The organism is Actinomadura sp. WAC 06369, assembly GCF_003947565.1.
Classification (GTDB): domain Bacteria; phylum Actinomycetota; class Actinomycetes; order Streptosporangiales; family Streptosporangiaceae; genus Spirillospora; species Spirillospora rifamycini.
In genome coordinates this window covers 1-21,279 of the sequence record NZ_QHJN01000142.1, presented here as the reverse complement: position 1 = coordinate 21,279, position 21,279 = coordinate 1, and the positions used below count along the sequence as shown (strand labels likewise).

Here is a 21,279-nt window from a genome sequence, read left to right as displayed (position 1 = left end):
GTGCGGACACGGCCGGGTCCGGCGGGGGATCATGGCAGTGAACCGGAACATTCCGGCGAATCGGACGAGGCGCGCCGGGCGGGGGACGAGGAGACCGCGACGCGGCGGCTCGGCCGGGCGGTGGTGCTGGCGCGCGAGGTGGGGAACGAGCAGATCGCGGGGCTGCTGGACCGGGTGGTGGAGGTGGTGGACGGCGAGTCGGGGACGGTGCGGCTGCGGTCGGGCGTGGCGAAGGCGGACGAGATGGCGCTCGACACCCGGTCGGTGCGGACGGTGCGGACGGTGCGGACACGGCCGGGTCCGGCGGGGGATCATGGCAGTGAACCGGAACATTCCGGCGAATCGGACGAGGCGCGCCGGGCCGAGCAGGCGGGGCCGCCGGGAGAGGCGGGGAGCTGAGGCCATGCCGGTATGCCCGATCGGTCACCGGTCCGAGGACGCGGAGTACTGCGACGTGTGCGGCCGTCCGCTGGACGCGACGATCCCCGCGAGCACGATCGCCGGGTTCTGCCGCCACTGCGGCACGCCGCGGACACCGGACGCCCGCTTCTGCGAGAACTGCGGCACGCGGTTCGAGGAGCCGCGGCCCCCCGAGCACGGCGCGTCCGCGGGCGGCCGGGGCCTCCCGCGCATCCCCGGCCCGCGGCCGCCGGTCAGCGCGCCGCAGGGCTGGGTCGCCGTGGTCGGCGCCGACCGCGCCTACTACAACTCCGTGATCGCCGAACTGGGCCCGGACGCGCCCGACCTGGACTTCCCTCCGTACTGCCCCGAGCGCCGGATCCCGCTGCGCGACGGCGAGGTGTGGATCGGGCGGCGCAGCGCGTCCCGCGGCATCGCCCCCGCGATCGACCTCGGCGAGCCGCCCGCCGACCCCGGCGTGTCGCACCTGCACGCCGTCCTCAACGCGCACGCGGACGGCACCTGGACGCTCACCGACCACGGCGCGCGCAACGGCACCACCATGAACGGCGAGGTCGAGCCGCTGAAGGCGATGGTGCCGGTGCCGGTCGGGGACGGCGACCGCATCCACGTGGGCGCCTGGACGACGATCACCCTGACGAGGCGGGGCGGGCCATGACCGCCACTCCCCCGCGCGACTCCGCGCCCGACGAGCCGCCCGAAGCGCCCGAACCCCCCGCGCGGCCCGCGCCGTCCGGCCCGTCCGAACCGGCCCGGACGGGCTGGACGCGGCGGACGCTGAGCACGATCCCCGGCCGGATCCGCCTGCAGCTCGCGCTCGTCCTGCTCGCCCAGGCGGGGCTGCTCGCGGTGCTCGCCGTCGCGGTCGACGACGCCCGCGACTCCGTCCGGATGATCGGGCACGAGGAGGGGCCGCAGGTCGTCGCCACCGGCACCCTGTACTTCGCGCTCAGCGACATGGACGCGCAGGTGTCGAACGTCCTGCTGATCGGCGCCGACCACGGGCTCGGCATCGGGCGGGCGGAGAGCCTGCGGATCTACGAGGAGCGCCGGGCGCAGGCGGACGCGGCGGCGGTGCAGGCCGCGCAGCTCGCCGGCGGCGACCCCGCGCTGCGCCGCACCGTCCGGGACGTCCTGGACGGCCTCGGCCGGTACGAGCGGCTCGTCGGCCGGGCGCTCCAGCTCAGCGAGCAGGCGGGGCACCCGCCGGGGGAGCTCCCGCCGGACGTCGTCGACGCGTACCGGCAGGCGACCGACCTGATGAAGCTGGAGATCCTCCCGAAGGCGTACAACATCACGCTCGACAGCGGCGCGCGCGTCGAGCAGGCGTACGAGACCGAGCGTTCGGACGTCCTGGCCGGGAGGGCGTGGCTGCTGCTGCTGGGCGCGGTGTCCCTGGGCCTCCTGCTGGCGCTCCAGGTGTACCTGGCGCGCACGTTCCGGCGCTTGCTGAACCCCGCGCTCGTCCTGGCGACGGCCGGGACGGTCGTGCTCACGGCCGTGGCCGCCGCGCTGCTGACCGCGCACGCCGGGCACATCGAGCGGGCGAAGGAGGACGGGTTCGACTCGATCCTCGCGCTGTCGCGGGCCCGCGCGATCAGCCACAACGCGTTCGCCGACGAGAGCCGCTTCCTGCTCGACCCCGGCCGCGCCGACACCTACGACCAGGTGTACCTCGACAAGTCGCTGTCGGTCGTCTACCCCGACATGGGCGACCGGCCGCTGAACCTGGAGAACTACTACGCGGCGCTCCAGGGCGCGCTCGCGGCGTACGAGCCGGGCACCGGGCGGGACGCCCCGTTCCTCGGCTTCTTCGGGGACGCGGCGAGCGCCGCCCGGCGGGGCCGCGAGGCCGACGCGCTGAAGCGGACCCTGACCGCGTACCTCGCCGTCCAGCGGACCGACGAGGAGATCCGGCGGCGCGCGGCCGAGGGCGACCGGGCCGCCGCCATCGGCCTGCGGATGAACCGCACCGCCGGCGCCCTGCACGACTTCGCCGCCTACGACGCCGCGCTGGACGCGCTGACGTCGGTGCACCGCGACGCGCTCGACGACGCGGTCACCGCCGCCGACGGCGGGCTGCGCGGCTGGACCGCCGTCCCGGCCGCCGCCGTCGCCGCGACCGCGCTGCTCGCCGTCGCCGGCGTCCGGCCCCGGCTCGCCGAGTTCCGCTGACCGAGCCACCAGGACCCAGGAGGACCCCGTGCGCGCGACCCGACCCGCCGCCCCGGCCCTCGCCGCCGCCCTCGCCGTCCTCACCGTCCTGCCGGTCGCCGGCTGCGGCATCGGCGGCCCGCAGCGGCGCACCATCGCCGACAACGACCGGCTGGTCGTCGGGGTGAAGGAGGACCAGCCGGGCCTCGGCGTCAAGCGCGCCGACGGGACGTACGCGGGGTTCGACGTCGACGTCGCCACCTACATCGCGGGACGGCTCGGCGTGCCGCCCGAGCGAATCACGTTCACCACGACGAACTCGTCCGTCCGGGAGGAGGCGCTCGCCGCGGGCCGCGTCGACATGATCGTCGCGACGTACTCGATCACCGCGACGCGCAAGCGGAAGGTGGCGTTCGCCGGGCCGTACTACGTGGCCCACCAGGACACGCTCGTCCGCCCCGGGCTGCCGGGCGTCGAGGACGTCCGGGACCTCGCGGGGCGGGAGATCTGCGCGGTGACGGGGTCGAACTCGTGGCGCCGCGTGATCGAGGAGCGCGAGGTCGCGGCCGTGCCCGTCCGGTACCCGACGTACGGGGCGTGTATGGAGGCGCTCGCGCGCGGCGACCTCGACGCCGTCTCGACCGACGACCTCATCCTCGCGGGGTTCGCGGGGGACGGGCCGGGCCGGATCCTCAACGACCCGTTCACGGACGAGAAGTACGGCGTCGGGGTGCGCAAGGGCGATCTGGAGGGGTGCGCGGCCGTGAACCGGGCGATCACCCGGATGTACCAGGACGGGACGGCGGAGCGGCTGCTGCGCAAGTGGTTCGGCGAGTCGGGGCTCGACCTGACGACGAGCGTCCCCCAGTTCGAGGGCTGCTCGTGACGCCCGTCCCGGACGGACGGTCCGGGGGAACGGGCCCGGTCAGCCGCGGGTGGCGGACGGCATGGCGGCGAGGGCCTCGCGGAGCGTGTCGTGGACCGGGACGTATTTGTCGACGCCGGTGATGCTGAAGACCCGCTGCACCCGCTGCGGGAGCGCGACGAGCGCCAGGTAGATGTCGCGCTCCAGGGCCCGCCGGTTCGCGACGACGATGACGTTGAGGCCGGTGGAGTCGCAGAACGTGACCTCGCGCATGTCGACGACGACCGGTCCGCCCGCGCCCACCACCTCGAGCAGCGTCTCCTCGAAGCGTTCGCGCGACACCACGTCGATGTCGCCCTTGACGCGGACGAGGGTGCAGCGGTCGTCCCGCATGAGGTTGATGTCGAAGTCCATGGTCACCTCCACGCGCCCCTGCTCATCGAGGTCCCCCCAGGGCCTCTCAGGTGACTCCTCAGCATTACCTACTCGGCGCCCGCAATCCAAGGCTTGCCGGTGAAAGGGCCAGGTCGCCCGAGCTTGTCCCCGGGACCGTAACACGCCGGGAGGGGGGCGCCGCGCGCCCGCGCGGGCAAAAACTTACTCAACAGAAACTTACCTTGCAGTAATGAATGGCCGGCCGGATGGGCGCCGCGTCCAATGGGATAGATCTCACAGAACCGGTGCCGCTGCCCGGGAACTCGCTTCCGCGCGACCCCTGACCAGGGCCGCGACCATTCCCCCTCACCCCGTGGTGAGAAAATCGGGGCGGACGCACGGGCGGGGATCGACCCGGGCGTTACAGTGGCGTTGGCGAAATCGGGAGGCTGGATGTTCTACACGTTCATGACGCGCGTGGTGCGTCCGATCCTCTGGCTGCTTTTCCGCCCCAAGGTGGAGGGCGGGGAGAACGTGCCGAGCTACGGGCCCCTCATCGTCGCCAGCAACCACCTGTCGTTCATCGACAGCTTCATCATCCCGCTCGCCGTGCCGCGCCCGGTGACCTACATCGCCAAGGCCGACTACTTCGAGGGCGGCGGGCTGAAGAAGGGCTTCGTCCGCTGGTTCCTCACCAACCTCGGGCACGTCCCGGTCCGGCGCGGCGCCCGGCGCGCCGCCATGGGCGCCCTGGAGCAGGCCGCCGAGGTGCTCGACAACAGCGGCGCGTTCGCCGTCTACCCCGAGGGCACCCGCTCCCAGGACGGCCGCCTCTACCGCGGCCGCACCGGCATCGGCTGGCTCGTCCTGGAGTCCGGCGCGCGCGTCCTGCCCGTCGGGCTGGAGGGCACCGAGAAGATCCAGCCGATCGGCGCCTCCTGGCCGCGGTTCTTCGGCCCGCGCCCGACCGTCCGCATCGGCCCCCCGATGGACTTCTCCCACTACGCCGACCTGCCCCCGGCCAAGGCCCGCCGCGCCATCACCGACGAGATCGTCGAGACCATCCAGAAGCTCTCCGGGCAGGACTACGCCGGCTGCTACAACGAGCGCGCCGACCACCAGACCTGACGCCCGCCCGCCGGGGTCTCCGCGCCCGCCGGGTGTCCGCGCCGGGCGTGTCGCCGGGCCGGTTTCGCCCGCCCTGCCCGTAAGGTCGCGGGCATGGCGCACCGGCTCCTCCCGCTCGTCCTCGCGGCGGCCCTGACCGCCGCGGCGGCGTCCGCGTGCGGCGGCGACGAACCCGCCCGGACGTCCGGCGGCGGCGGGAGCGTCGCGGTCGCGGGCATCGGCTACACCTCCGACCAGCTCGCCCAGGCGCTGCTCACCGAGCTGACCGGCTACCAGCGCGGCGGCGACCCCGACCTCGGCGAGTACGGGACGCTCCGCGCCATCCGCAACGCCGCCCGCCTCCAGGACGGCGTGGAGCTGGACAAGCCCCGCTGCGGGAACGGCGCGGGCGGCCCCGGCGGCCGGATCCCCGCGAACGTCCCGGCCGCGCTCGTCACGTTCGCCAAGGGCAACGGCCAGACCGCGACCCAGACCCTCATGGCGATGCCGGCGGACGAGGCCGAGGAGCAGGTCAACGCGCGCGTCCCGTCCGGCTGCCTCACCTTCCGGACGCGGCTCGGGTCGAAGTGGGCCGAGCACCGCGTCACCGAGTCGCCGCGCGGCGCCATCGGCCAGGGCTCCCGCACCGTCGGCGTCACGACGATCGCCGGCACCGCCCACACGAAGGCGTGGTACGTCGTCTTCCGCGGCCGCGACTACCTCGCGACGATCTCCGTCGTCGGGCCGAACGCGTCCCGGGACGAGGCCGAGCGCATCGCCGCCGAGGCCCGCGAGCACGCCGGGCGGTTCCTCCCCTGACACCCGCGGCGCGCACCGGATAATCTGCCCCTAAGCGGCAGTGCGGAAGACGGGCGGGAGAACTGTTGATCGGCAAGCAGGGCCGGGTCACCGGCAAGATCGGCCCCGGGCTCGTCGGCGAGGTCATGATCCCGATTCGCGGCGGCGTCGAGGCGTTCTACGCGCACCCGGTCGACCCCCGCGACGAGATCTCGGTCGGCACGCTCGTCATCGTCGTCGAGCACCAGCCCCCGCGGACCGTCTACGTGGCTCCCGCCTTCGGCTGACGCACGGAACGCACCGGGAACGGACGACCGCGCACGAGTGAACGTTCGTCCCGTTCGCCGGAAACTTCCGTGTCGGCGAAACCGTTCGCGCTCCCGCCGCGTCCCATCGGTAACGCGGACGAGCCCTCCCGTATCGGGCCCGCCGCCCGAGCACGGAAGGGGGCCGGATGGCCATCATCATCGGTGCGGTCGTCGTCGGACTCATCGTTCTGATCATCCTGTTCAAGCTCATCTGGAAGGTGGCCGAGCCGAACGAGGCGCTGATCATCTCGGGTCTCGGTGCGCGCTCGAAGAGCGAGACGGGGCTCGACAGCCTCGGCTTCAAGATCGTCACCGGGAAGGGCACCGCGGTGCTCCCCGGCTTCCAGACCGCCCGCCGGCTGCGCCTCGACAGCCGCGCCGGGAACCTCGAGGTGCAGTGCGTCACCCAGCAGGGCATCCCGGTGCACGTCCGCGGCGTCGTCATCTACAAGGTCGGCGACGACCTCGTCTCGATCGCGAACGCGGCCCGCCGGTTCCTGGAGCAGCAGGCGTCCATGGACGGCGCCATCCACGAGCTGTTCACCGGCCACCTGCGCTCGATCATCGGCAACCTCACCGTCGAGGACCTCATCCTCAACCGGGAGCGGCTGACCAGCGAGACCCGCATGTCGGCCGCCGACGAGATGAGCAAGCTCGGCCTGATCGTCGACTCCCTCCAGATCCAGGAGATCGACGACGAGACCGGCTACATCGTCAACCTGGGCCGCCCGCACGCCGCCCGCGTCTCGTCCGCGGCCCGCATCGCCGAGGCGGAGCGCAACCAGGAGGCGACCCGCCGCGAGCAGGAGACCGAGCGGGAGAACGCCGCGGTCATCCGCGACACGGAGATCAAGAAGGCCGAGTACAACGGTGAGGTCCAGCAGGCGGAGCAGCAGGCCCGCCAGGAGGTCATCCTCCGCGAGACCCGCAACGCCGAGCTGGAGGCGGAGCGCACCGAGAAGCGGCTCGAGTCGGAGGTCCGCAAGCCCGCCGACGCCCGCGCGTACGAGCAGGTCAAGCTGGCCGAGGCCGAGCGCGAGGAGCGCATCGCCTACGCGCAGGCCGCCGCGACCGAGGTGCAGCTGAAGGCCGAGCGGGAGGCGGAGGCCACCCGCATCCTCGGCCAGGCCGAGGCGGACGCCATCCGCCAGAAGGGCCTCGCGGAGGCCGAGGCCATCAAGGCGCGGGCCGAGGCCCTCGCCGAGAACACCGACGCGGTCATCGCGCAGCAGCTCGCGGAGAAGTGGCCGGAGATCGTCGAGGCGGGCGCCGAGGTGTTCGGCAACGTCGACAACATGGTCGTCCTCAACGGCGCCCAGGGCGTCGAGGACATGCTCGCCAAGGCCCTCACCCTCGGCGGCACCGGGCTCGGCGTCGCCCGCCAGCTCCTCGGCAACCTCAACGCGACCCCCGCCGCGCAGCCCGCGGCCAACGGCCACGCCCCCGACACGCCCCTCCCCGCCGAGATCGCCAAGACCGCATCCCCCAAGGAAGACTGACCGCCCCTGCGCCGAGGCCCGGCCGGACGACGGCGTCCGGCCGGGCCTTCGCGCGCCGGAGCCGCGCCGGTCGAGAGGCGGCTCGCCCTTGGTCAGTAGTGGTAGCGGGCTTGCAGGATGATGAGTTCGTCGTCTCGCGGGAGATAGACGAGACGGTGCTCCTCCGTGATTCGCCTGGACCAGGCACCCTGCAGTGCATGCTTCAGCGGTTCGGGTTTCCCGATGCCCTCGTACGGGTCGCGCAGGGCGTCGTCGATGAGGCGGTTGATCCGTTTCAGGACCTGCCGATCGCTGGAGATCCAGGAGGTGTAGTCCTCCCACCCTTCGGGGGTGAAGGAAAGTTTCACTGATCCCCGTCGGGGTCGATCGGCTCACGGATCTCGTGGCGGCCCTCAAGGGCGTGCTGGTAGGCCGACATGAGGCGGCGCATGTTGGCCGGGGAGCGCAGTAGGTGCGCGGTCTCCTCCAGGGCCTCGTACTCCGCGGCGGACACGAGGTACGCCCGGTTGTTCTTCGCGACGATCTCCACGGGCGCCCCGTCGTCGTTCACTTCGTCGATGAGGGGGAACAGCCTGCGCCGCGCCTCGCTCGCGGTGATGGACATGGGAGACCTCCGTCAGTCTGGTACCAGATACGGTACCACTTCCCCGGGAGGGCAGATGTGATCAGCAATGTAGGATGTCCCATGTCCTAGGGAGGGGTGTATGGCGGAAGTCGAGTTCGATGCGGACGTCGCCGCGTGGCTGCGGGCGCGGGCGCTGGATCCCACGGCCGCGGACGCGTCGGTCGAGGGGGCGCGGCGGCACGCGGTCGCGGTGAACGAGCGCTCGCGGGCGCTGCTCGCGGGCCCGTTCGTCCCGGCGGACGAGCGCGACGAGCGAATCGGCGCCCCGGACGGGGCCGTACCGGTGCGGGTGATCGAGCCCGTGAAGCGGGTCGACGAGACCGCGATCCTGTTCTTCCACGGCGGCGGCTGGATCGCCGGGGACCTGCGGACCCACCTCCAGCACATGCGCCGCCTCGCCGCCGGGACCGGCCGGACGGTCGTCGGCGTCGACTACCGGCTCGCCCCCGAGCACCCGTACCCGGCCGCGTTCGACGACTGCCTCGCCGCCGCCCTGCACATGGCCCGGGACAGGCGGGTGGCCGTGGCCGGGGACAGCGCGGGCGGGCAGCTCGCCGCGTCCGTCGCGATCGCCTGCCGGGACGCCGGGGTGCCGCTCGCGGGCCAGCTGCTGGTCGTGCCGGTGACGGACGTCGCGGGCGGCTACGCCGATCCGGCCGTGAACGCGCGGTACCCGTCCCGGGCGAAGCGGGCCGAGGGGTACGGGCTGACGCTGGACGGCATGCGCTCGTTCGCCGGCCTGTACGCGGGGCCCGGCGGCGACTGGCGGGTCTCGCCGCTGCGCGCCGCCGACCTGGCGGGCGTCGCGCCCGCCGTCGTCCACACCGCCGGGTACGACCCGCTGTGCGACGAGGGCGACGCGTACGCGGCGGCGCTGCGGGACGCCGGGGTGCCGGTCGTGCACCGGACGTGGCCCACGCTGAACCACGGGTTCTTCGGCCTCGGCGGCGTCTCCGCGACGGCCGAGGCCGCCGCGGCCCAAGCCACCGCCGACCTGCGCGACCTCCTCGACGGGTAGGCGGGAGGCCCGGCCCCCGCGGGGGCCGGGCCTCTCCGCTCTCCGCTAGGACGACACGGCCGCCGCGAAGCGGGCGGTGATCCACCGCGGGTCGGTGATGGCGGTGCCCACGACGACCGACGTCGCGCCCGCCTCGATCGCCGCCGCGGCGGCGTCGGGCGAGTGGTAGCGGCCCTCGGCGATGAGCAGGGCATCGGGGAGCGCGGCGCGCAGCGCGCGGACGAGGCCGATGTCCGGGCCGTCCGGGACCGGGCCGGGGCCGGTGTAGCCGGCGAGGGTGGTGGCGACCATGTCGGCGCCGGCCTCGGCCGCCGCGACGCCCTCCTCCAGCGTCGCGACGTCCGCCATGAACAGCGCGCCCGCGTCGTGGACGGCCGCGATCGACTCGGCCACCGGGCGCCCGTCGGGGCGGGGGCGGAACGTGGCGTCGGCCGCGACGACCGCGGCGCCCGCGGCGACGACCGCGCGGGCCGCCTCGACGGTCGGGGTGATGAACACGCCGTCCGTCCCGTCCTTGGTGAGGCCGATGACGGGCACGGCGACCGCGTCCGCGATGGCGGCGACGTCCGGGACGCCGCCGACGCCGCCGCAGCGGATCGCCGCCGCGCCGCCCGCCTCGGCGGCCCGCGCCGACCGGGTGAGGGCGGCGGTGTCGCGCAGCGGGTGCCCGTGCCCCGCCTGGCAGGACACGATCAGCCGGTTCCGGACGAGCGCGGCGAACTCCTCGGGCGTCATGCGTCCCTCTCGTGGTCGGTGGCGGCTCGGGCGAGCAGCGCGGCGCCGGTGAGCGGCGCGTCGGTGCCGAGCGCGGCGGGCAGGATCGGTGTGGCGCGCAGCGGCGGCAGCGCCTCCGCACGGAACGCGGCGGTGACCGCGTCGAGGAACGGCGCGCCGACCTGGGCGACGCCGCCGCCGACGACGACGGCGTCCGGGTCGAGGACGGCGAGGAGCCCGGCGAGCGCGCGGCCGAGCAGCGCCCCGGCGCGGCCGGGGTCGCCGGTGGCCGCGATGGCCGGGCCGGACACCGCGGCCTCCAGGTGGTCGCGCCGCCCGCAGCCGCACGGCACCGGCCCCCGTTCGGGGACGAGCAGGTGCGCGAGTTCCCCGGCGGTGCCGTGCGCTCCGCCGTCGAGCCGTCCGCCGGTGGTCAGCGCGCCGCCGACGCCGGTCCCGACGGACACGTGCAGGACGCGGTGGAACCCGGCGCCCGCGCCCCGCCGGGCCTCGCCGAGGCCCATCGCGCGGACGTCGTTGGCGACCGCGACGGGCAGGCCGGTCAGGTCCGCGAGGGCGTCCCGCACCGGCGTCCCGGACCAGCCGGGCAGCACGTCCGTCGCGGACACGACGCGCCCGGTCGCCGGGTCGACGACCCCCGGCGCCCCGACGCCCAGCGCGCGGACGCCGGCCGCCCGCAGCCGGTCGCCGGTGCCGCCGCCCGGGGGGCGGCTCCCGTCGCGGGCGTCCTCGGCGAGGCCGTCCAGCAGCCGGGCGGCGGCGGCGAGGACGGCCTGCCCGCCGCCCTCGGGAGTTGGGACGCGGCCGCGGTGCAGGACCGTTCCCTCGGCGTCCGCCAGCGCGGCCGCGACCTTGGTGCCGCCGATGTCGAGCGCGGCGTACCGGACGGCGGTCACAGCAGGCCCGCGGCGGCGAGCCGCTCCCGTACCCGTCCGGTCTCGGCGGCGTCGAGCTGCACCTGCGGCGGCGCGGTGACCGGGTGGTCGATGACGCCGAGGAGGTGCAGCGCGGCCTTGAACGCGCCGAGCGCCGACGAGCCGCGGCCCATCCGGTCGGTCGCGCCCGCGTTGACGATGTCGAACAGCCGCAGCAGCCGCTCCTGCTCGGCGCGGGCGTCGTCCCACCGGCCCTCGGCGCAGTGCCGGTACAGCCGCACGTACCCGGCGGGGTCGACGTTGCCGAGGCCCGGGACGACCCCGTGGACGCCCATCGCGACGGCCGTGTCGACGGTCAGTTCGGCGCCGGTGAGCACGCTGAACCCGTCGATCCCGGCGTCGCGCTGCGCGAGCAGGAGGGTGCGCAGGGCGCCGTCGTCGCCGCTGGAGTCCTTGACGCCCGCGAGGACGCCGTCGGCGGCGAGCCGCAGCAGCATCGCGCCGTCCAGCTTGGTGTGGACGGACACCGGCAGGTCGTAGGCGTAGACGGGGACGGGCACGGCGGCGGCGACGCGGCGCAGGTGGTCCTCGATCTCGGCGGGGTGGGTGCGCGTGTAGAACGGGGCGGTCACGACGACCCCGGCGCAGCCGGCCTCGGCGGCGGCGCGGGCGTGCTCGATCACCCGGGGGGTGGTCATGTCGATGACGCCGCCGAGGACGGGCACCCGCCCGGCGGCGTGCTTCACGGCGGTCTCCAGCACGGTCCGCCGGTGCCCGTCGGGCAGGAACGCGACCTCGCTCGTCGAGCCCAGGACGAACAGGCCGTCCACCCCGGCGCCGACGAGGTGGTCGATGAGCCGTTCCAGGGACGGGACGTCCACGTCGAGGCCGGGGGTGAGCGGCGTGCAGACGGGCGGCACGACGCCGCCGAGGCGGGTGGGAGCGGGAGCGGTGGTCACGGTTTCTCCAGGGAGGCGGTCGGGACGGCGAGGTCGGACGGGTCGGTGACGGGGTGCAGGCACCGGTACCGGTGCAGCGGGTCGGCCGCGGACTCGAAGGCGGGCATCGCCTCGGCGCAGTCGGCGTCGGCGCGCGGGCAGCGGGTGCGGAACGGGCAGCCGGACGGGGGCCGGACGGCCGAGGGGACGGGCCCGTCGAGCCGGATCGGCTCCATCGGGTCGAGCAGGCTCGGCGTCGCGGACAGCAGCGCGCGGGTGTACGGGTGGCGGGTGCCGTCGGCGGCGACCGTCCCGGCGGGCGCCTCCTCGACGATCCGGCCGAGGTACATCGTCACGATGCGGTCGGACATGCGGCGGACGGTCTGGATGTCGTGGGACACGAACACCATCGACAGCCCGAGCCGGTCCTTGAGGTCGAGCAGCAGGTTGAGGATCTGCGCCCGGACGGACACGTCGAGCGCCGACGTGGGTTCGTCGGCGACGAGCAGGGACGGGTCGAGCATCAGCGCGCGGGCGATCGCGACGCGCTGCCGCTGCCCGCCGGACAGCTGCGCGGGCAGCGCGGCGGCGGTCGACGGCGGCAGCCCCACCAGCGACATCAGTTCCCGGACGCGCTCGTCCCGTTCGGCGGGCGTGCCGCGCTTGTGCACGTCGAGGGGGTCGCGGAGGATCGTGCGGACGGGCAGCCGCCGGTTGAGGGCGGTGGCGGGGTCCTGGAAGACCATCCCGACGGACGCGCCGATCCGGGCGGCCCGCTCGGCGCGGCGGAGCCCGCCGAGGTCGTCCCCCTCGAACAGGACGGTGCCGGACGTCGGGCGCAGCAGCCCGACGAGCACCTTCGCGAGCGTCGACTTGCCGCACCCGGACTCGCCGACGATCCCGACCGTCTCGCCGGGCGCGACGGCGAGGTCGGCGCCGGTCAGCGCGTGCACGACGTCCCGCCGGAACGGGGAGCCGCCGCGTGCGGGCAGCCGGACGTGGACGTCGCGGAGTTCCATCACGGGGGTGGTCATCGCTGCTCTCCCGTCTCGGCCGGAACCTGCCCGGCCGCGTCGTCGGCGGGTGCGTCGGCGGGTGCGCCGGCCGGGTGGTGGCAGGCGAACGCGTGCCCGTCCGGGGTGCCGGACGGCTCGGGCCGCTCGGCGCACGCGGCGGTCGCCGCCGCGCACCGGTCGGCGAACCGGCAGCCCGGCGGGAAGCCGGACGGCGACGGCACGACGCCCGGGATCTGCACGGGCCGCGCGTCCGGGGTCTCCAGCGACAGCACCGCGCCGAGCAGGCCGCGCGCGTAGTGGTGCCGGGGCGCGGCGACGACCCGGGAGGTGGCGCCGGCCTCGGCGACCTGCCCGCCGTACATGACGACGACGCGGTCGGTGACGTCGGCGACGAGCGCGAGGTCGTGCGAGACGAGGATCAGCGCGAAGCCGAGCTCCTCGCGGAGCCGCAGCAGCAGCCGCATGACCTCGGCCTGGACGGTGACGTCGAGGGCGGTGGTCGGCTCGTCGGCGACGACGAGGCGCGGGTCGCGCGACAGCGCCATCGCGATCAGCACCCGCTGCCGCTGGCCGCCGGACAGCTCGTGCGGGTAGCTGCGCAGCGTCCGGTGCGGGTCGAGGCCGACGAGGGTCAGCAGCTCCTCGGGGGTGCGGGTGCCGCCGCGGCGGGTGAGCTGCCGGAGCTGCGCCCGGATCGTCATCGCCGGGTTCAGCGACGACAGCGCGTCCTGGTAGATCATCGCCATGTCGTGGCCGAGCAGTCCGCGCCGCTCGCGGGCGGGCATCGTCCGCAGGTCGCGGCCGTCGAACAGCAGCCGTCCGCCGAGCTTCGCGGCGCGCGGCTCCAGGCCCATGATCGCGAGGCTGGTGAGGCTCTTGCCGCAGCCGCTCTCGCCGACGAGCCCGACGACCTCGCCGGGACGCACGTCCAGCGACACCCGGTCGACGACGTCGACGTCGCCGTAGCGGTCGGGGAACGCGATGGTGAGGTCCTCGACGCGCAGCAGCGGCTCGCCGTCGGGGAGGGGGCGGGCGCGTGCGGCGAGGCGCCGCCCGGCCTCGTGCAGGCCGTCGCTCAGCACCCGCGCGGGCTCGGCCGCCCGCTCGGCGGACGGGCCCGCCGTGCGGGCGTCGCCGCCCTTGCCGTCCTTGCCGCCGTCCTTCGCCGCGGCGGAGCGGTCGGCGGGCGCGGCCCAGGCGTCCGAGATGCCCTCGGACAGGATGTTCAGCACCAGCACCGTCACGAGGATGAACAGGCCGGGGAAGAACGTCGCCCACCAGCCGCCGGACAGGACCAGCGCCTTGCCGTAGGCGATGACGCTGCCCCAGGACGGGTCGGGGTCCTGGACGCCCGCGCCGATGAACGACAGGCTCGCCTCGAACACGATCGCGTTCGCGACGATGATCGTGACGAAGACCAGGACGGGCGCCGCGCAGTTGATCAGCACGTGGCGGCTCAGGATGTGCGCGCGCCCGGCGCCGATGATCTGCTCGGCGGCGACGTAGTCCTCGCCGTACTGCGACATCACGTTGGCGCGGACGACCCGCGCGACCTGCGGCACGTACAGGAACGCGATCGTGCAGATCAGCACCGGCAGGCTCTTGCCGAACACGGTGACGATCACCGCGGCGAGCGCGACGGCCGGGAACGCCATCACGACGTCGAGGCACCGCATGACCAGCTCGTCCACGGCGCGGTGCGACGTCGCCGCGAGCGAGCCGAGCAGCGCCCCGACGACCAGCGCGAGCAGGGCGGCGCCGAGGCCGATGGCGAGGGACCAGCGCGCCCCGTACATGACGCGGGCGAAGACGTCCCGGCCGACGCGGTCGGTGCCGAACCAGTGGTCGGCGGACGGCGCCTGCCCGGCGACGCCCGTGGTGAGCGGGTCGTGCCCGCTGACCAGCGGCGCGCACAGCGCCGCCAGCACGATCAGCAGGAGTAGCGCCAGCGCCGCCCGGGACGCCGGCCGCAGCCGGCGCACCGCGCGGGACGCCGCGCCGGTCGCCGCACCGAGCGGACCGCTCATCGCGTCGCTCCCTTCAGCCGCGGGTTCGCGAACAGGTACAGGACGTCCACCAGCAGGTTCACCAGCAGGAAGCTCACCGCGACGCAGAGCACGACGCCCTGCACGAGGGCGAGGTCCCCGGCGGTGACGGCCTGCATGATGAGCGTGCCGAGGCCGGGCAGCCCGAAGATCGCCTCGATGACGACCGTGCCGCTGAGCAGGTAGCCGATCTGCAGGCCGAGCACGGTCAGCGGGGTGATCAGTGCGTTGCGCAGCACGTTGCGCCCGACGACGACCGACCGCGGCAGCCCGCCGCCGACCGCCGTCCGGACGTAGTCGCGGTCGAGTTCCTCGACCATCGCGGTGCGCACGACGCGGGCGAGCTGGGAGCCGACCGGCAGCGCCACCGCGACGGCGGGCAGCGCGAGGCTGCGCAGCCATTCGCCGACCGAGTCGGCGGGGTTGACGTAGCCGCCGGTCGGGAACCAGCCGAGGCGCAGCGCGAACCACTGGATCAGCAGGATGCCGAGCCAGAACGACGGCATCGCGACACCGGCCATGGACACGGCGCGGATGACCTGGTCGGGCCAGCGGTCCCGGAACAGCGCCGCCGTGACGCCGAGCGCGAGCGCGACGAGCACGCCGAGCAGCACCGACAGCACCGCGAGCTGGAGCGTCAGCGGGAACGCGGTCGAGACCGCCTCGGTGACGGGGCGGCTCGGCGCCGCCGTCACCCCGAGGTCGCCTTGCACCAGGTCGCCGAGGAAGCGGGCGTACCGGAGGGGGAGCGGGTCGTTCAGCCCGTTCTCCTCCGCGTACGCGGCGCGCGCCTCGGGTGTCGAGCCCTCTCCGAGGGCGTTGTAGGCGGGGTCGCTCGGAGAGAACCTCAGGACGACGAAGACGAGCAGCGTGACGCCCAGCACCATCGGTACCAGGAGCAGCAGCCGGCCCAGCGCCATCCGCAGGATCGTGGCCATGGATCGATGTCCGTTTCGTCTGCGGTCAGGCGGTCACGCGCGGCCGACGTCGAGGAACGACAGGCCGGTCGTGGCGAGCGGCTTGAAGCCGCTCAGCGCGTCGCCGTTCCATGCGGTCGGCAGCTTGCGGTGGAAGATCGGGTAGAGCGCGGCCTGCTCGGCGACGATGTTCATCGCCTCGGCCCACATCCGCTTGCGCGCGGCCTCGTCGGTCTCGCGGGCGGCGTCGTCGAGCAGCTCGACGACCTTCTTCGCCTCGGCGGTGCCGGAGTTGTAGCTGCGGGTCTCCGGCCAGGTCCCGACGTAGAACCAGCGCATCAGCAGGTCGACGTCGTTGCCGAACACCGACGGGTCGCCGGGCGCGGCCATCACCTGGTACTTGCCGTTGTCGATCTTGTTGGCGTACTGGCCGCCGGACTGCCCGACGTTCAGCGTCGTCCGCACCCCGATGGCGTCCCAGCTCTGCTTGATCAGCGGGACGCAGTCCTTCACGAAGTCGGTGTCGGTGGTGACGAGCTCGACCTCCAGGCCGCTCACGCCCGCTTCCTGCAGCAGCTTCTTCGCCTTCGCCGGGTCGTGCCCGTAGACGGTGGACGCCCGGACGTAGTCGGGGTGGGCCTCGGGCAGGAACCCGGTCGCGGCGGCGGCGTTGCCGAGCAGCGCCGTGTCGATCATCTTCCCGGTGTCGATCGCGTACTGCAGCGCCTGCCGCACGCGGACGTCGTCGAACGGCTTCTTCTTGCAGTTGAACATGAGGAACAGCAGCCCGAAGCTCTGCACGGACTCGACGTCCATGCTCTTCGACAGTTCCTCGACGTTCAGGTACGGGACGGCCTCGATCACCTGGACGCGCTTGGACTGCAGGGCGGTGACGCGCGCGGACGGGTCGGTGATGAGCAGCCACGTCATCGTCGGGGCCTTCGCGGGCCGCGGCCCGTTGTACGCGTCGAACTTCTCGAACTTCAGGCCGCTGCCGGCGTTCGCGGCCGTCAGCTTGAACGGGCCGGACCCGGTGGGCAGCGCGTCGAACTTCTTCTGGTCCGCCTCGACGATCTTCTTGGGGACGATCCGGACGACCGACAGCCGCTCGCCGAACAGCGCGAACGCGTACTTGAGCTTGAACTCGACGGTCTGCTCGTCGACCTTCTTCACGCCGTCGAGGAACGGCAGGAACTGGGCGAACAGCGACTCGTTGTCGGGGTCGAGCACCCGCTCGAAGCTGAACACGACGTCGTCGGCGGTCACCTTGGAGCCGTCGTGGAAGGTGGCGCCGTCGCGGATCGCGACCCGGTAGGTGGTGTCGTCGACCTGCTCGGGGTCGGCCTTGGCGAGCGCGTTGAACGGCTTGCGGGTGACGGGGTCGAGGTCGACGAGCGGTTCGAGGACGTGCTGGTTCGCGGCGGTGGCGACCGCGCTGGAGGACGTCATCGGGTCGAAGCCGCCGGACAGCGCGTAGGAGAGGGCGGCCTGGATGCCGGTCCCGCTCCCGGAGCCGCCGGTGGAGGACGGGCCGCTGCAGGCCGACAGGCTTGCGGTGATGGCCGCGGCGGCGCCGAGCATGCCGGTGTAGCGCAGGAAGTCGCGGCGGTTGAGGCCGGCGCCGCGCGGGAGATCGGTCACGACGTCTCCAGGGGTCGGAGGGGTGGGAGGGCGACGGAGGGAGGATGTAGGACATCCAACGTCGCTCGTCGGTGTACCGTAGGCGTCGGCAACGGCCCGGTCAAGTGTCGAGCCGGCCGCGGCGCCCGGGAGCAACCCGGACGCACCGGACGCGAAGGGGGAACGGGACGCGATGACCGTCGGTCGCACGCGTGGACGCACCACGAGCAGCCGCAACAGCCGCACCGAGGAGGTGCAGCAGCGGGTCAAGCAGCTCATCCTCGAGCGCGGCCTCGCCGTCGGCGACCCGATGCCCACCGAGTTCGAGCTCGTCGAGGAACTCGACGTCAGCCGCAACTCGCTCCGCGAGGCCCTCAAGGCCCTCCAGGCCGTCGGGATCGTAGAGATCCGGCACGGCTTCGGCATGTACGTCGGCAGCATGTCGCTCGGCGCGCTGGTCGACGAGCTGACCTTCCACGCCCGCATCTCCAAGCGGCAGGGCCGCGACGACCTCGCGCACCTCGTCGACGTCCGGGAGATCCTCGAACGCGGCCTGATCGACCAGGTCATCGACCGCGGCCTGAACTCCGGCACCCCGGACCTCGACGAGGTGATGCGCCGGATGGAGGTCGAGGCCGACGCGGGGCAGGTCACCCCCGAGACCGACCGGCTGTTCCACGAGCTGCTCTACCGGCCCCTCGCGAACCCGATCGTCAACCAGCTCCTCGGCGCGTTCTGGGACGTCTACCGCACCCTGCAGCACGACCTCGCCCCGGTCGTCCAGGAGTCGCACGACGTGGCCGCGCGGCACCGCGACATCTACGAGGCGCTGCGGGCGGGCGACCGGTCGGCGGCCGCCGCCGCGATGGCCGCCCACTTCCGCGGCATCCGCGACCGCCTCGAACTCCGCGCCGCCGGGCACTGACCCCCGCCGCCCGCGGGCCGGCGCGGGCCCGCGGGCCGGGCGGCTCGCGGGTCAGGTGGCGGACGCCCGCGCCAGGCCCCCGCGGACCTTCCGCCGCGGCCGCTCCACGGCCTCCTCGGCGCCTTCCGCCGGGACGCCCCGCGGCGGGACGCGGACCTCGATGCGCCCGTCCCGCACCCGCGTCTGGTAGTGCGGCTCCGGCGTGCTCGCCGGTCCGCGCACGATGCCGCCGTCCTCCAGCCGGAACGTGCTGCTGTGCCAGGGGCAGGTGACGCACCCGTCCTCGAAGGTGCCCTCCTCCAGCGGGCCGCCCATGTGGGTGCAGGTGGCGCCCAGCGCGAAGATCCGCCCGCCGTCCCGGTAGAGCAGGATCGGCGTCCCGTTCACCTCGACCCGGTGGGGCGCGCCCTCGGCGAGTTCGGTGTCGTCCAGCAGCGGCGTCCACGCCTCCGGCTCCTGCTGCCACGCGGTGCGGTTGACGTTGACGCCCTGGACGAACGACAGGTGCCCGCCCAGGTAGCCGCCGATGCCCAGCACCCCGGCCCCGGCCCAGCCGAGCGCCCGTCCCGCGCGGCGGTCGCCGCGCTTCCGCATGATCATCGAGGCGACGAACAGGCCCAGCGCCGCGTTGTTGGCCAGCGCGTGCACCAGCCCCACCCGCCGCTCCGGGCCGATGGTGTCGGACCAGTCGTTCACCCCGGTCAGCGCCGTCGGCACCGCGCTGCCGATCCCCACCTTCACCAGCAGGTCCGCCGCGGGCTCGGCGGCGCGCCCCCCGATGGCGTCCAGCAGCGCGGCCATGTTCCACGCGCCGATCGTGACGTCGGTGAGCGCCGGGTGCAGGGCATGCCCCAGGCTCGTCCCGCTGAGCAGGTTGCGGACCGCCTTCGGCCGCACCACCCGTCCGGCCGCCTTGGTCGCGGGCTCGGCGACGCGGTCGAGCGACTCCATCTCCCCCAGTCGACGCGCTGCCCGATGCGGCATGCTCATGTGGCCCTCCCCGTTCACCGTGGTCACGCTCGGTGGTCGTCCGACTCGTTACATCGCCTCCCTATCCGGCGGACGCCCAGGAAAACCCCGAAGCGCGTCCACGGGGCCCGGGGGACGGCCGCGGCGCGAGGGTTGACGCGGGCGCCGTCCGCGCCTAACTTCACCCCGCGAGAGGACATCCCATGTCCCATATCGGAGGTAAGACATGCCCCCGCGCCCCCGCGCCACAGCCCGCAGAGCCGCGGCGGCCGGCGCCGCCGCCGTCACCGCCCTCGCCCTCGCCGCCCCGCCCGCCCGCGCCGCCACCGGGCAGTCCGCCGTCGTCTCCCAGGACTGCACGTCCGGCCGCATCCAGGAGACGGTCGTCAACGACACGCCGTCCGCCACGACCTTCACCCTGACCTGGCCCGGCCAGGGCACCTGGACCGCCCGCGTCGCCCCCGGCGACCGCGCCCACTTCCACTTCACCAAGCCGTCCGGCACCGCCTACACGTTCCGCACGACGACCCCGCAGGGCTTCGACCAGACCGACTCCGGCGTCCTCGACTGCTCCGGCGCGCTCAGCGTCCGCGCCGCCATGGACTGCGCCGCCCCGCACCGCCTCCGCCTGGTCCTCGACAACCGCTCGGAGACCGCCAAGCGGTTCACCGTCGCCTGGCCCGGCCGCTCCGGCTCCCCCTGGACGGTCGACGTCCCCGCCCGCTCCGGCGACGACAGCCTCTACTGGACGGTCCCCGACGGGACCCCGTACACGTTCAACGTGTCGTCCGGCTCCTGGTCGAAGTCCGTGTCCGGCACGTCCGGCTGCGGCCTCGACTCCGGCGAGCCCGGCATGAACGCGCAGAAGGTCCTCACCACCTCGACCGTCATCGACGGCCTCGGCAAGGCGCCGAAGTCGGTCCGCATCCCCGGCCTCGCCGTCGCCAACGACGGGACGGTCGTCGCCGTCATGGACGCCCGCGTCGACGGCAGCTACGACCTCGGCGGCGGCACGAACAACATCCAGATCGCGATGACCCGCAGCACCGACGGCGGCACGACCTGGACCCGCCCGAAGATCATCGCGAAGCCCGCCAGGACCTCCCAGGGCTACGGCGACCCGAGCCTCCTCGTCGACCGCGAGACCGGCAAGATCTTCTGCTTCTTCACCTACGCCCCCGCGCCCGGCGTCGGCTTCTGGGGCTCCCAGCCCGGCGACACCTCCGAGAACTCCACCACCAACACCCACATCACCTACATCACCTCGACCGACGGCGGCGCCACCTGGAGCGACCCCGTCGACCTCAACCCGGTCGTCCGCGACCCCGCGTGGGGCGGCATGTTCGCGTCGTCCGGGCACGGCGTCCAGCTCGACTCCGGCCGCCTCGTCCAGCCGATCGTCTACCGCCTGAACAACCGCTCGCACGCAGCGAACATCTACTCCGACGACCACGGCGCCACCTGGCACAACGGCACCACCGCCGCCGCCGGCGTCAACGAGAGCAAGGTGATCCAGCGCGCCACCGGCCGCGTCGCGCAGAACCTGCGCCACGACGCCGGCGGCGACCGCTGGTACGCGATGGCCGACGACGTCACCGCCCCGTGGGGGACGGCCTGGAAGAGCGGCCTCATCGACCCCGGCAACAACGGCGACGAGATCTCGTACCTGCGGCCCGTCCAGGGGACCCCGGCCCTGACGGGCACCGCCCTGCACAGCAACACCGCCGACACGTCCCGCACCGACCTGACCGTCCGCCTCAGCCGGGACGACGGCGTGAGCTGGCCGCGCCACGCCCTCATCAAGCCCGGCGCGTCCGGCTACTCCACCATGGCCGTCCTCGCCGACGGCTCCGTGGGCGCCCTCCACGAGATCGGCGACACCGGCGGCATCGTCTTCACCCGCTTCACCGTCCCCTGGGTGGAGAACTGACCCGCCGTCCACGCGCGAGGCCCGCCCGGTTCCGCCCGGCCGGGCCTCGCCCACCTTCAGGGGCCCAGGGCCCGGCCGGGCGGAACCGGGCGGGCCTCGCGCGTGGACGGCGGGTCAGTTCTCCACCCAGGGGACGGTGA

General features: G+C 74.2%; 21 protein-coding genes and 1 pseudogene. 11 read left to right on the top strand and 11 right to left on the bottom strand.

What is annotated here, in order from left to right; genetic code table 11:
- From DMH08_RS40430 to DMH08_RS30065, 4 genes and pseudogenes are all read left to right on the top strand, one after another.
- Positions 1–399, top strand: a pseudogene (locus tag DMH08_RS40430) (hypothetical protein); the annotation flags it as partial.
- Between the two features lie 4 nt (positions 400–403).
- The gene (locus DMH08_RS30075; RefSeq protein ID WP_125619293.1) at positions 404–1,078 is read left to right on the top strand and encodes an FHA domain-containing protein; all 675 of its coding nucleotides are present in this window, start codon (positions 404–406) and stop codon (positions 1,076–1,078) included.
- Positions 1,075–2,595, top strand: a complete 1,521-nt coding sequence (locus DMH08_RS30070; protein WP_125619291.1) for a hypothetical protein — start codon at positions 1,075–1,077, stop codon at positions 2,593–2,595. Before DMH08_RS30075 ends, DMH08_RS30070 begins: the two co-directional genes overlap by 4 nt.
- Before the next feature lie 28 nt (positions 2,596–2,623).
- A complete protein-coding gene (locus DMH08_RS30065) occupies positions 2,624–3,460 on the top strand; it encodes a glutamate ABC transporter substrate-binding protein (RefSeq protein WP_125619289.1) in 837 nt (278 codons plus the stop codon).
- 39 nt (positions 3,461–3,499) lie between these two features.
- Here DMH08_RS30065 and DMH08_RS30060 read toward each other — a convergent pair whose 3' ends face one another.
- Positions 3,500–3,853, bottom strand: a complete 354-nt coding sequence (locus tag DMH08_RS30060; protein ID WP_026404916.1) for an STAS domain-containing protein — start codon at positions 3,851–3,853, stop codon at positions 3,500–3,502.
- A gap of 414 nt (positions 3,854–4,267) precedes the next feature.
- On the opposite strand from DMH08_RS30060, the gene DMH08_RS30055 reads away from it, so the two are divergent.
- The 4 genes from DMH08_RS30055 to DMH08_RS30040 all read left to right on the top strand — a co-directional run bounded on the left by DMH08_RS30055 (position 4,268) and on the right by DMH08_RS30040 (position 7,526).
- Positions 4,268–4,942, top strand: a complete 675-nt coding sequence (locus DMH08_RS30055; RefSeq protein ID WP_026404915.1) for a lysophospholipid acyltransferase family protein — start codon at positions 4,268–4,270, stop codon at positions 4,940–4,942.
- A gap of 93 nt (positions 4,943–5,035) precedes the next feature.
- Positions 5,036–5,740, top strand: coding sequence for a hypothetical protein (locus tag DMH08_RS30050; protein WP_034520541.1), 705 nt, complete (start codon positions 5,036–5,038; stop codon positions 5,738–5,740).
- Between the two features lie 65 nt (positions 5,741–5,805).
- Complete coding sequence (locus DMH08_RS30045) at positions 5,806–6,006, top strand: hypothetical protein (protein WP_026404914.1); 201 nt, start codon at positions 5,806–5,808, stop codon at positions 6,004–6,006.
- 167 nt (positions 6,007–6,173) lie between these two features.
- Positions 6,174–7,526: a flotillin family protein gene (locus tag DMH08_RS30040; RefSeq protein ID WP_026404913.1), complete on the top strand. Its 1,353-nt coding sequence runs from the start codon at positions 6,174–6,176 to the stop codon at positions 7,524–7,526.
- 92 nt (positions 7,527–7,618) lie between these two features.
- Here the strand turns inward: DMH08_RS30040 and DMH08_RS30035 are convergent, their stop codons facing one another.
- Positions 7,619–7,873 carry a Txe/YoeB family addiction module toxin gene (locus DMH08_RS30035; RefSeq protein WP_125619287.1) on the bottom strand — a complete coding sequence of 85 codons (255 nt, stop codon included), beginning with the start codon at positions 7,871–7,873 and terminating at the stop codon, positions 7,619–7,621.
- On the bottom strand, positions 7,870–8,130 hold the full coding sequence (locus DMH08_RS30030; protein ID WP_125619285.1) for a type II toxin-antitoxin system Phd/YefM family antitoxin: 261 nt from the start codon (positions 8,128–8,130) through the stop codon (positions 7,870–7,872). Before DMH08_RS30030 ends, DMH08_RS30035 begins: the two co-directional genes overlap by 4 nt.
- Positions 8,131–8,230: 100 nt before the next feature.
- Between DMH08_RS30030 and DMH08_RS30025 the strand changes: the two genes are divergently transcribed.
- Positions 8,231–9,169: an alpha/beta hydrolase gene (locus DMH08_RS30025; protein WP_125619283.1), complete on the top strand. Its 939-nt coding sequence runs from the start codon at positions 8,231–8,233 to the stop codon at positions 9,167–9,169.
- A 45-nt stretch (positions 9,170–9,214) separates the two neighbouring features.
- Here the strand turns inward: DMH08_RS30025 and DMH08_RS30020 are convergent, their stop codons facing one another.
- Genes DMH08_RS30020 through DMH08_RS29990 form a run of 7 tightly spaced genes read right to left on the bottom strand, consistent with a single transcriptional unit; the run spans position 9,215 to position 17,336 of the window.
- A complete protein-coding gene (locus DMH08_RS30020) occupies positions 9,215–9,904 on the bottom strand; it encodes a putative N-acetylmannosamine-6-phosphate 2-epimerase (RefSeq protein ID WP_125619281.1) in 690 nt (229 codons plus the stop codon).
- Complete coding sequence (locus tag DMH08_RS30015; RefSeq protein WP_125619279.1) at positions 9,901–10,800, bottom strand: ROK family protein; 900 nt, start codon at positions 10,798–10,800, stop codon at positions 9,901–9,903. Before DMH08_RS30015 ends, DMH08_RS30020 begins: the two co-directional genes overlap by 4 nt.
- The gene (locus DMH08_RS30010) at positions 10,797–11,738 is read right to left on the bottom strand and encodes a dihydrodipicolinate synthase family protein (protein WP_026404909.1); all 942 of its coding nucleotides are present in this window, start codon (positions 11,736–11,738) and stop codon (positions 10,797–10,799) included. Before DMH08_RS30010 ends, DMH08_RS30015 begins: the two co-directional genes overlap by 4 nt.
- On the bottom strand, positions 11,735–12,751 hold the full coding sequence (locus tag DMH08_RS30005; protein ID WP_199748080.1) for an oligopeptide/dipeptide ABC transporter ATP-binding protein: 1,017 nt from the start codon (positions 12,749–12,751) through the stop codon (positions 11,735–11,737). Before DMH08_RS30005 ends, DMH08_RS30010 begins: the two co-directional genes overlap by 4 nt.
- Entirely contained in the window at positions 12,748–14,760 is a 2,013-nt protein-coding gene (locus tag DMH08_RS30000) for a dipeptide/oligopeptide/nickel ABC transporter permease/ATP-binding protein (RefSeq protein ID WP_125619278.1), read from the bottom strand. The genes DMH08_RS30005 and DMH08_RS30000 overlap by 4 nt, the downstream gene beginning before the upstream one ends.
- Positions 14,757–15,716, bottom strand: a complete 960-nt coding sequence (locus DMH08_RS29995) for an ABC transporter permease (RefSeq protein WP_125619276.1) — start codon at positions 15,714–15,716, stop codon at positions 14,757–14,759. The genes DMH08_RS30000 and DMH08_RS29995 overlap by 4 nt, the downstream gene beginning before the upstream one ends.
- 33 nt (positions 15,717–15,749) lie before the next feature.
- Positions 15,750–17,336, bottom strand: a complete 1,587-nt coding sequence (locus DMH08_RS29990; RefSeq protein ID WP_233617893.1) for an ABC transporter substrate-binding protein — start codon at positions 17,334–17,336, stop codon at positions 15,750–15,752.
- Between the two features lie 172 nt (positions 17,337–17,508).
- Between DMH08_RS29990 and DMH08_RS29985 the strand changes: the two genes are divergently transcribed.
- Complete coding sequence (locus tag DMH08_RS29985) at positions 17,509–18,240, top strand: FadR/GntR family transcriptional regulator (RefSeq protein ID WP_034520537.1); 732 nt, start codon at positions 17,509–17,511, stop codon at positions 18,238–18,240.
- Positions 18,241–18,291: 51 nt separating this feature from the next.
- Here DMH08_RS29985 and DMH08_RS29980 read toward each other — a convergent pair whose 3' ends face one another.
- Positions 18,292–19,230, bottom strand: coding sequence for a Rieske 2Fe-2S domain-containing protein (locus DMH08_RS29980; RefSeq protein WP_125619272.1), 939 nt, complete (start codon positions 19,228–19,230; stop codon positions 18,292–18,294).
- 205 nt (positions 19,231–19,435) lie between these two features.
- On the opposite strand from DMH08_RS29980, the gene DMH08_RS29975 reads away from it, so the two are divergent.
- Entirely contained in the window at positions 19,436–21,139 is a 1,704-nt protein-coding gene (locus DMH08_RS29975; protein ID WP_125619270.1) for a sialidase family protein, read from the top strand.
- The last annotated feature ends 140 nt before the right edge of the window (positions 21,140–21,279 follow it).

Coding starts and splice junctions, on each gene's coding strand:
- DMH08_RS30075 (WP_125619293.1), top strand. CDS start 404: ATGCCGGTATGCCCGATCGGTCACCGGTCCGAGGACGCGGAGTACTGC.
- DMH08_RS30070 (WP_125619291.1), top strand. CDS start 1,075: ATGACCGCCACTCCCCCGCGCGACTCCGCGCCCGACGAGCCGCCCGAA.
- DMH08_RS30060 (WP_026404916.1), bottom strand. CDS start 3,853: ATGGACTTCGACATCAACCTCATGCGGGACGACCGCTGCACCCTCGTC.
- DMH08_RS30055 (WP_026404915.1), top strand. CDS start 4,268: ATGTTCTACACGTTCATGACGCGCGTGGTGCGTCCGATCCTCTGGCTG.
- DMH08_RS30050 (WP_034520541.1), top strand. CDS start 5,036: ATGGCGCACCGGCTCCTCCCGCTCGTCCTCGCGGCGGCCCTGACCGCC.
- DMH08_RS30040 (WP_026404913.1), top strand. CDS start 6,174: ATGGCCATCATCATCGGTGCGGTCGTCGTCGGACTCATCGTTCTGATC.
- DMH08_RS30030 (WP_125619285.1), bottom strand. CDS start 8,130: ATGTCCATCACCGCGAGCGAGGCGCGGCGCAGGCTGTTCCCCCTCATC.
- DMH08_RS30025 (WP_125619283.1), top strand. CDS start 8,231: ATGGCGGAAGTCGAGTTCGATGCGGACGTCGCCGCGTGGCTGCGGGCG.
- DMH08_RS30020 (WP_125619281.1), bottom strand. CDS start 9,904: ATGACGCCCGAGGAGTTCGCCGCGCTCGTCCGGAACCGGCTGATCGTG.
- DMH08_RS30005 (WP_199748080.1), bottom strand. CDS start 12,751: ATGACCACCCCCGTGATGGAACTCCGCGACGTCCACGTCCGGCTGCCC.
- DMH08_RS30000 (WP_125619278.1), bottom strand. CDS start 14,760: ATGAGCGGTCCGCTCGGTGCGGCGACCGGCGCGGCGTCCCGCGCGGTG.
- DMH08_RS29995 (WP_125619276.1), bottom strand. CDS start 15,716: ATGGCCACGATCCTGCGGATGGCGCTGGGCCGGCTGCTGCTCCTGGTA.
- DMH08_RS29985 (WP_034520537.1), top strand. CDS start 17,509: ATGACCGTCGGTCGCACGCGTGGACGCACCACGAGCAGCCGCAACAGC.
- DMH08_RS29980 (WP_125619272.1), bottom strand. CDS start 19,230: ATGAGCATGCCGCATCGGGCAGCGCGTCGACTGGGGGAGATGGAGTCG.
- DMH08_RS29975 (WP_125619270.1), top strand. CDS start 19,436: ATGCCCCCGCGCCCCCGCGCCACAGCCCGCAGAGCCGCGGCGGCCGGC.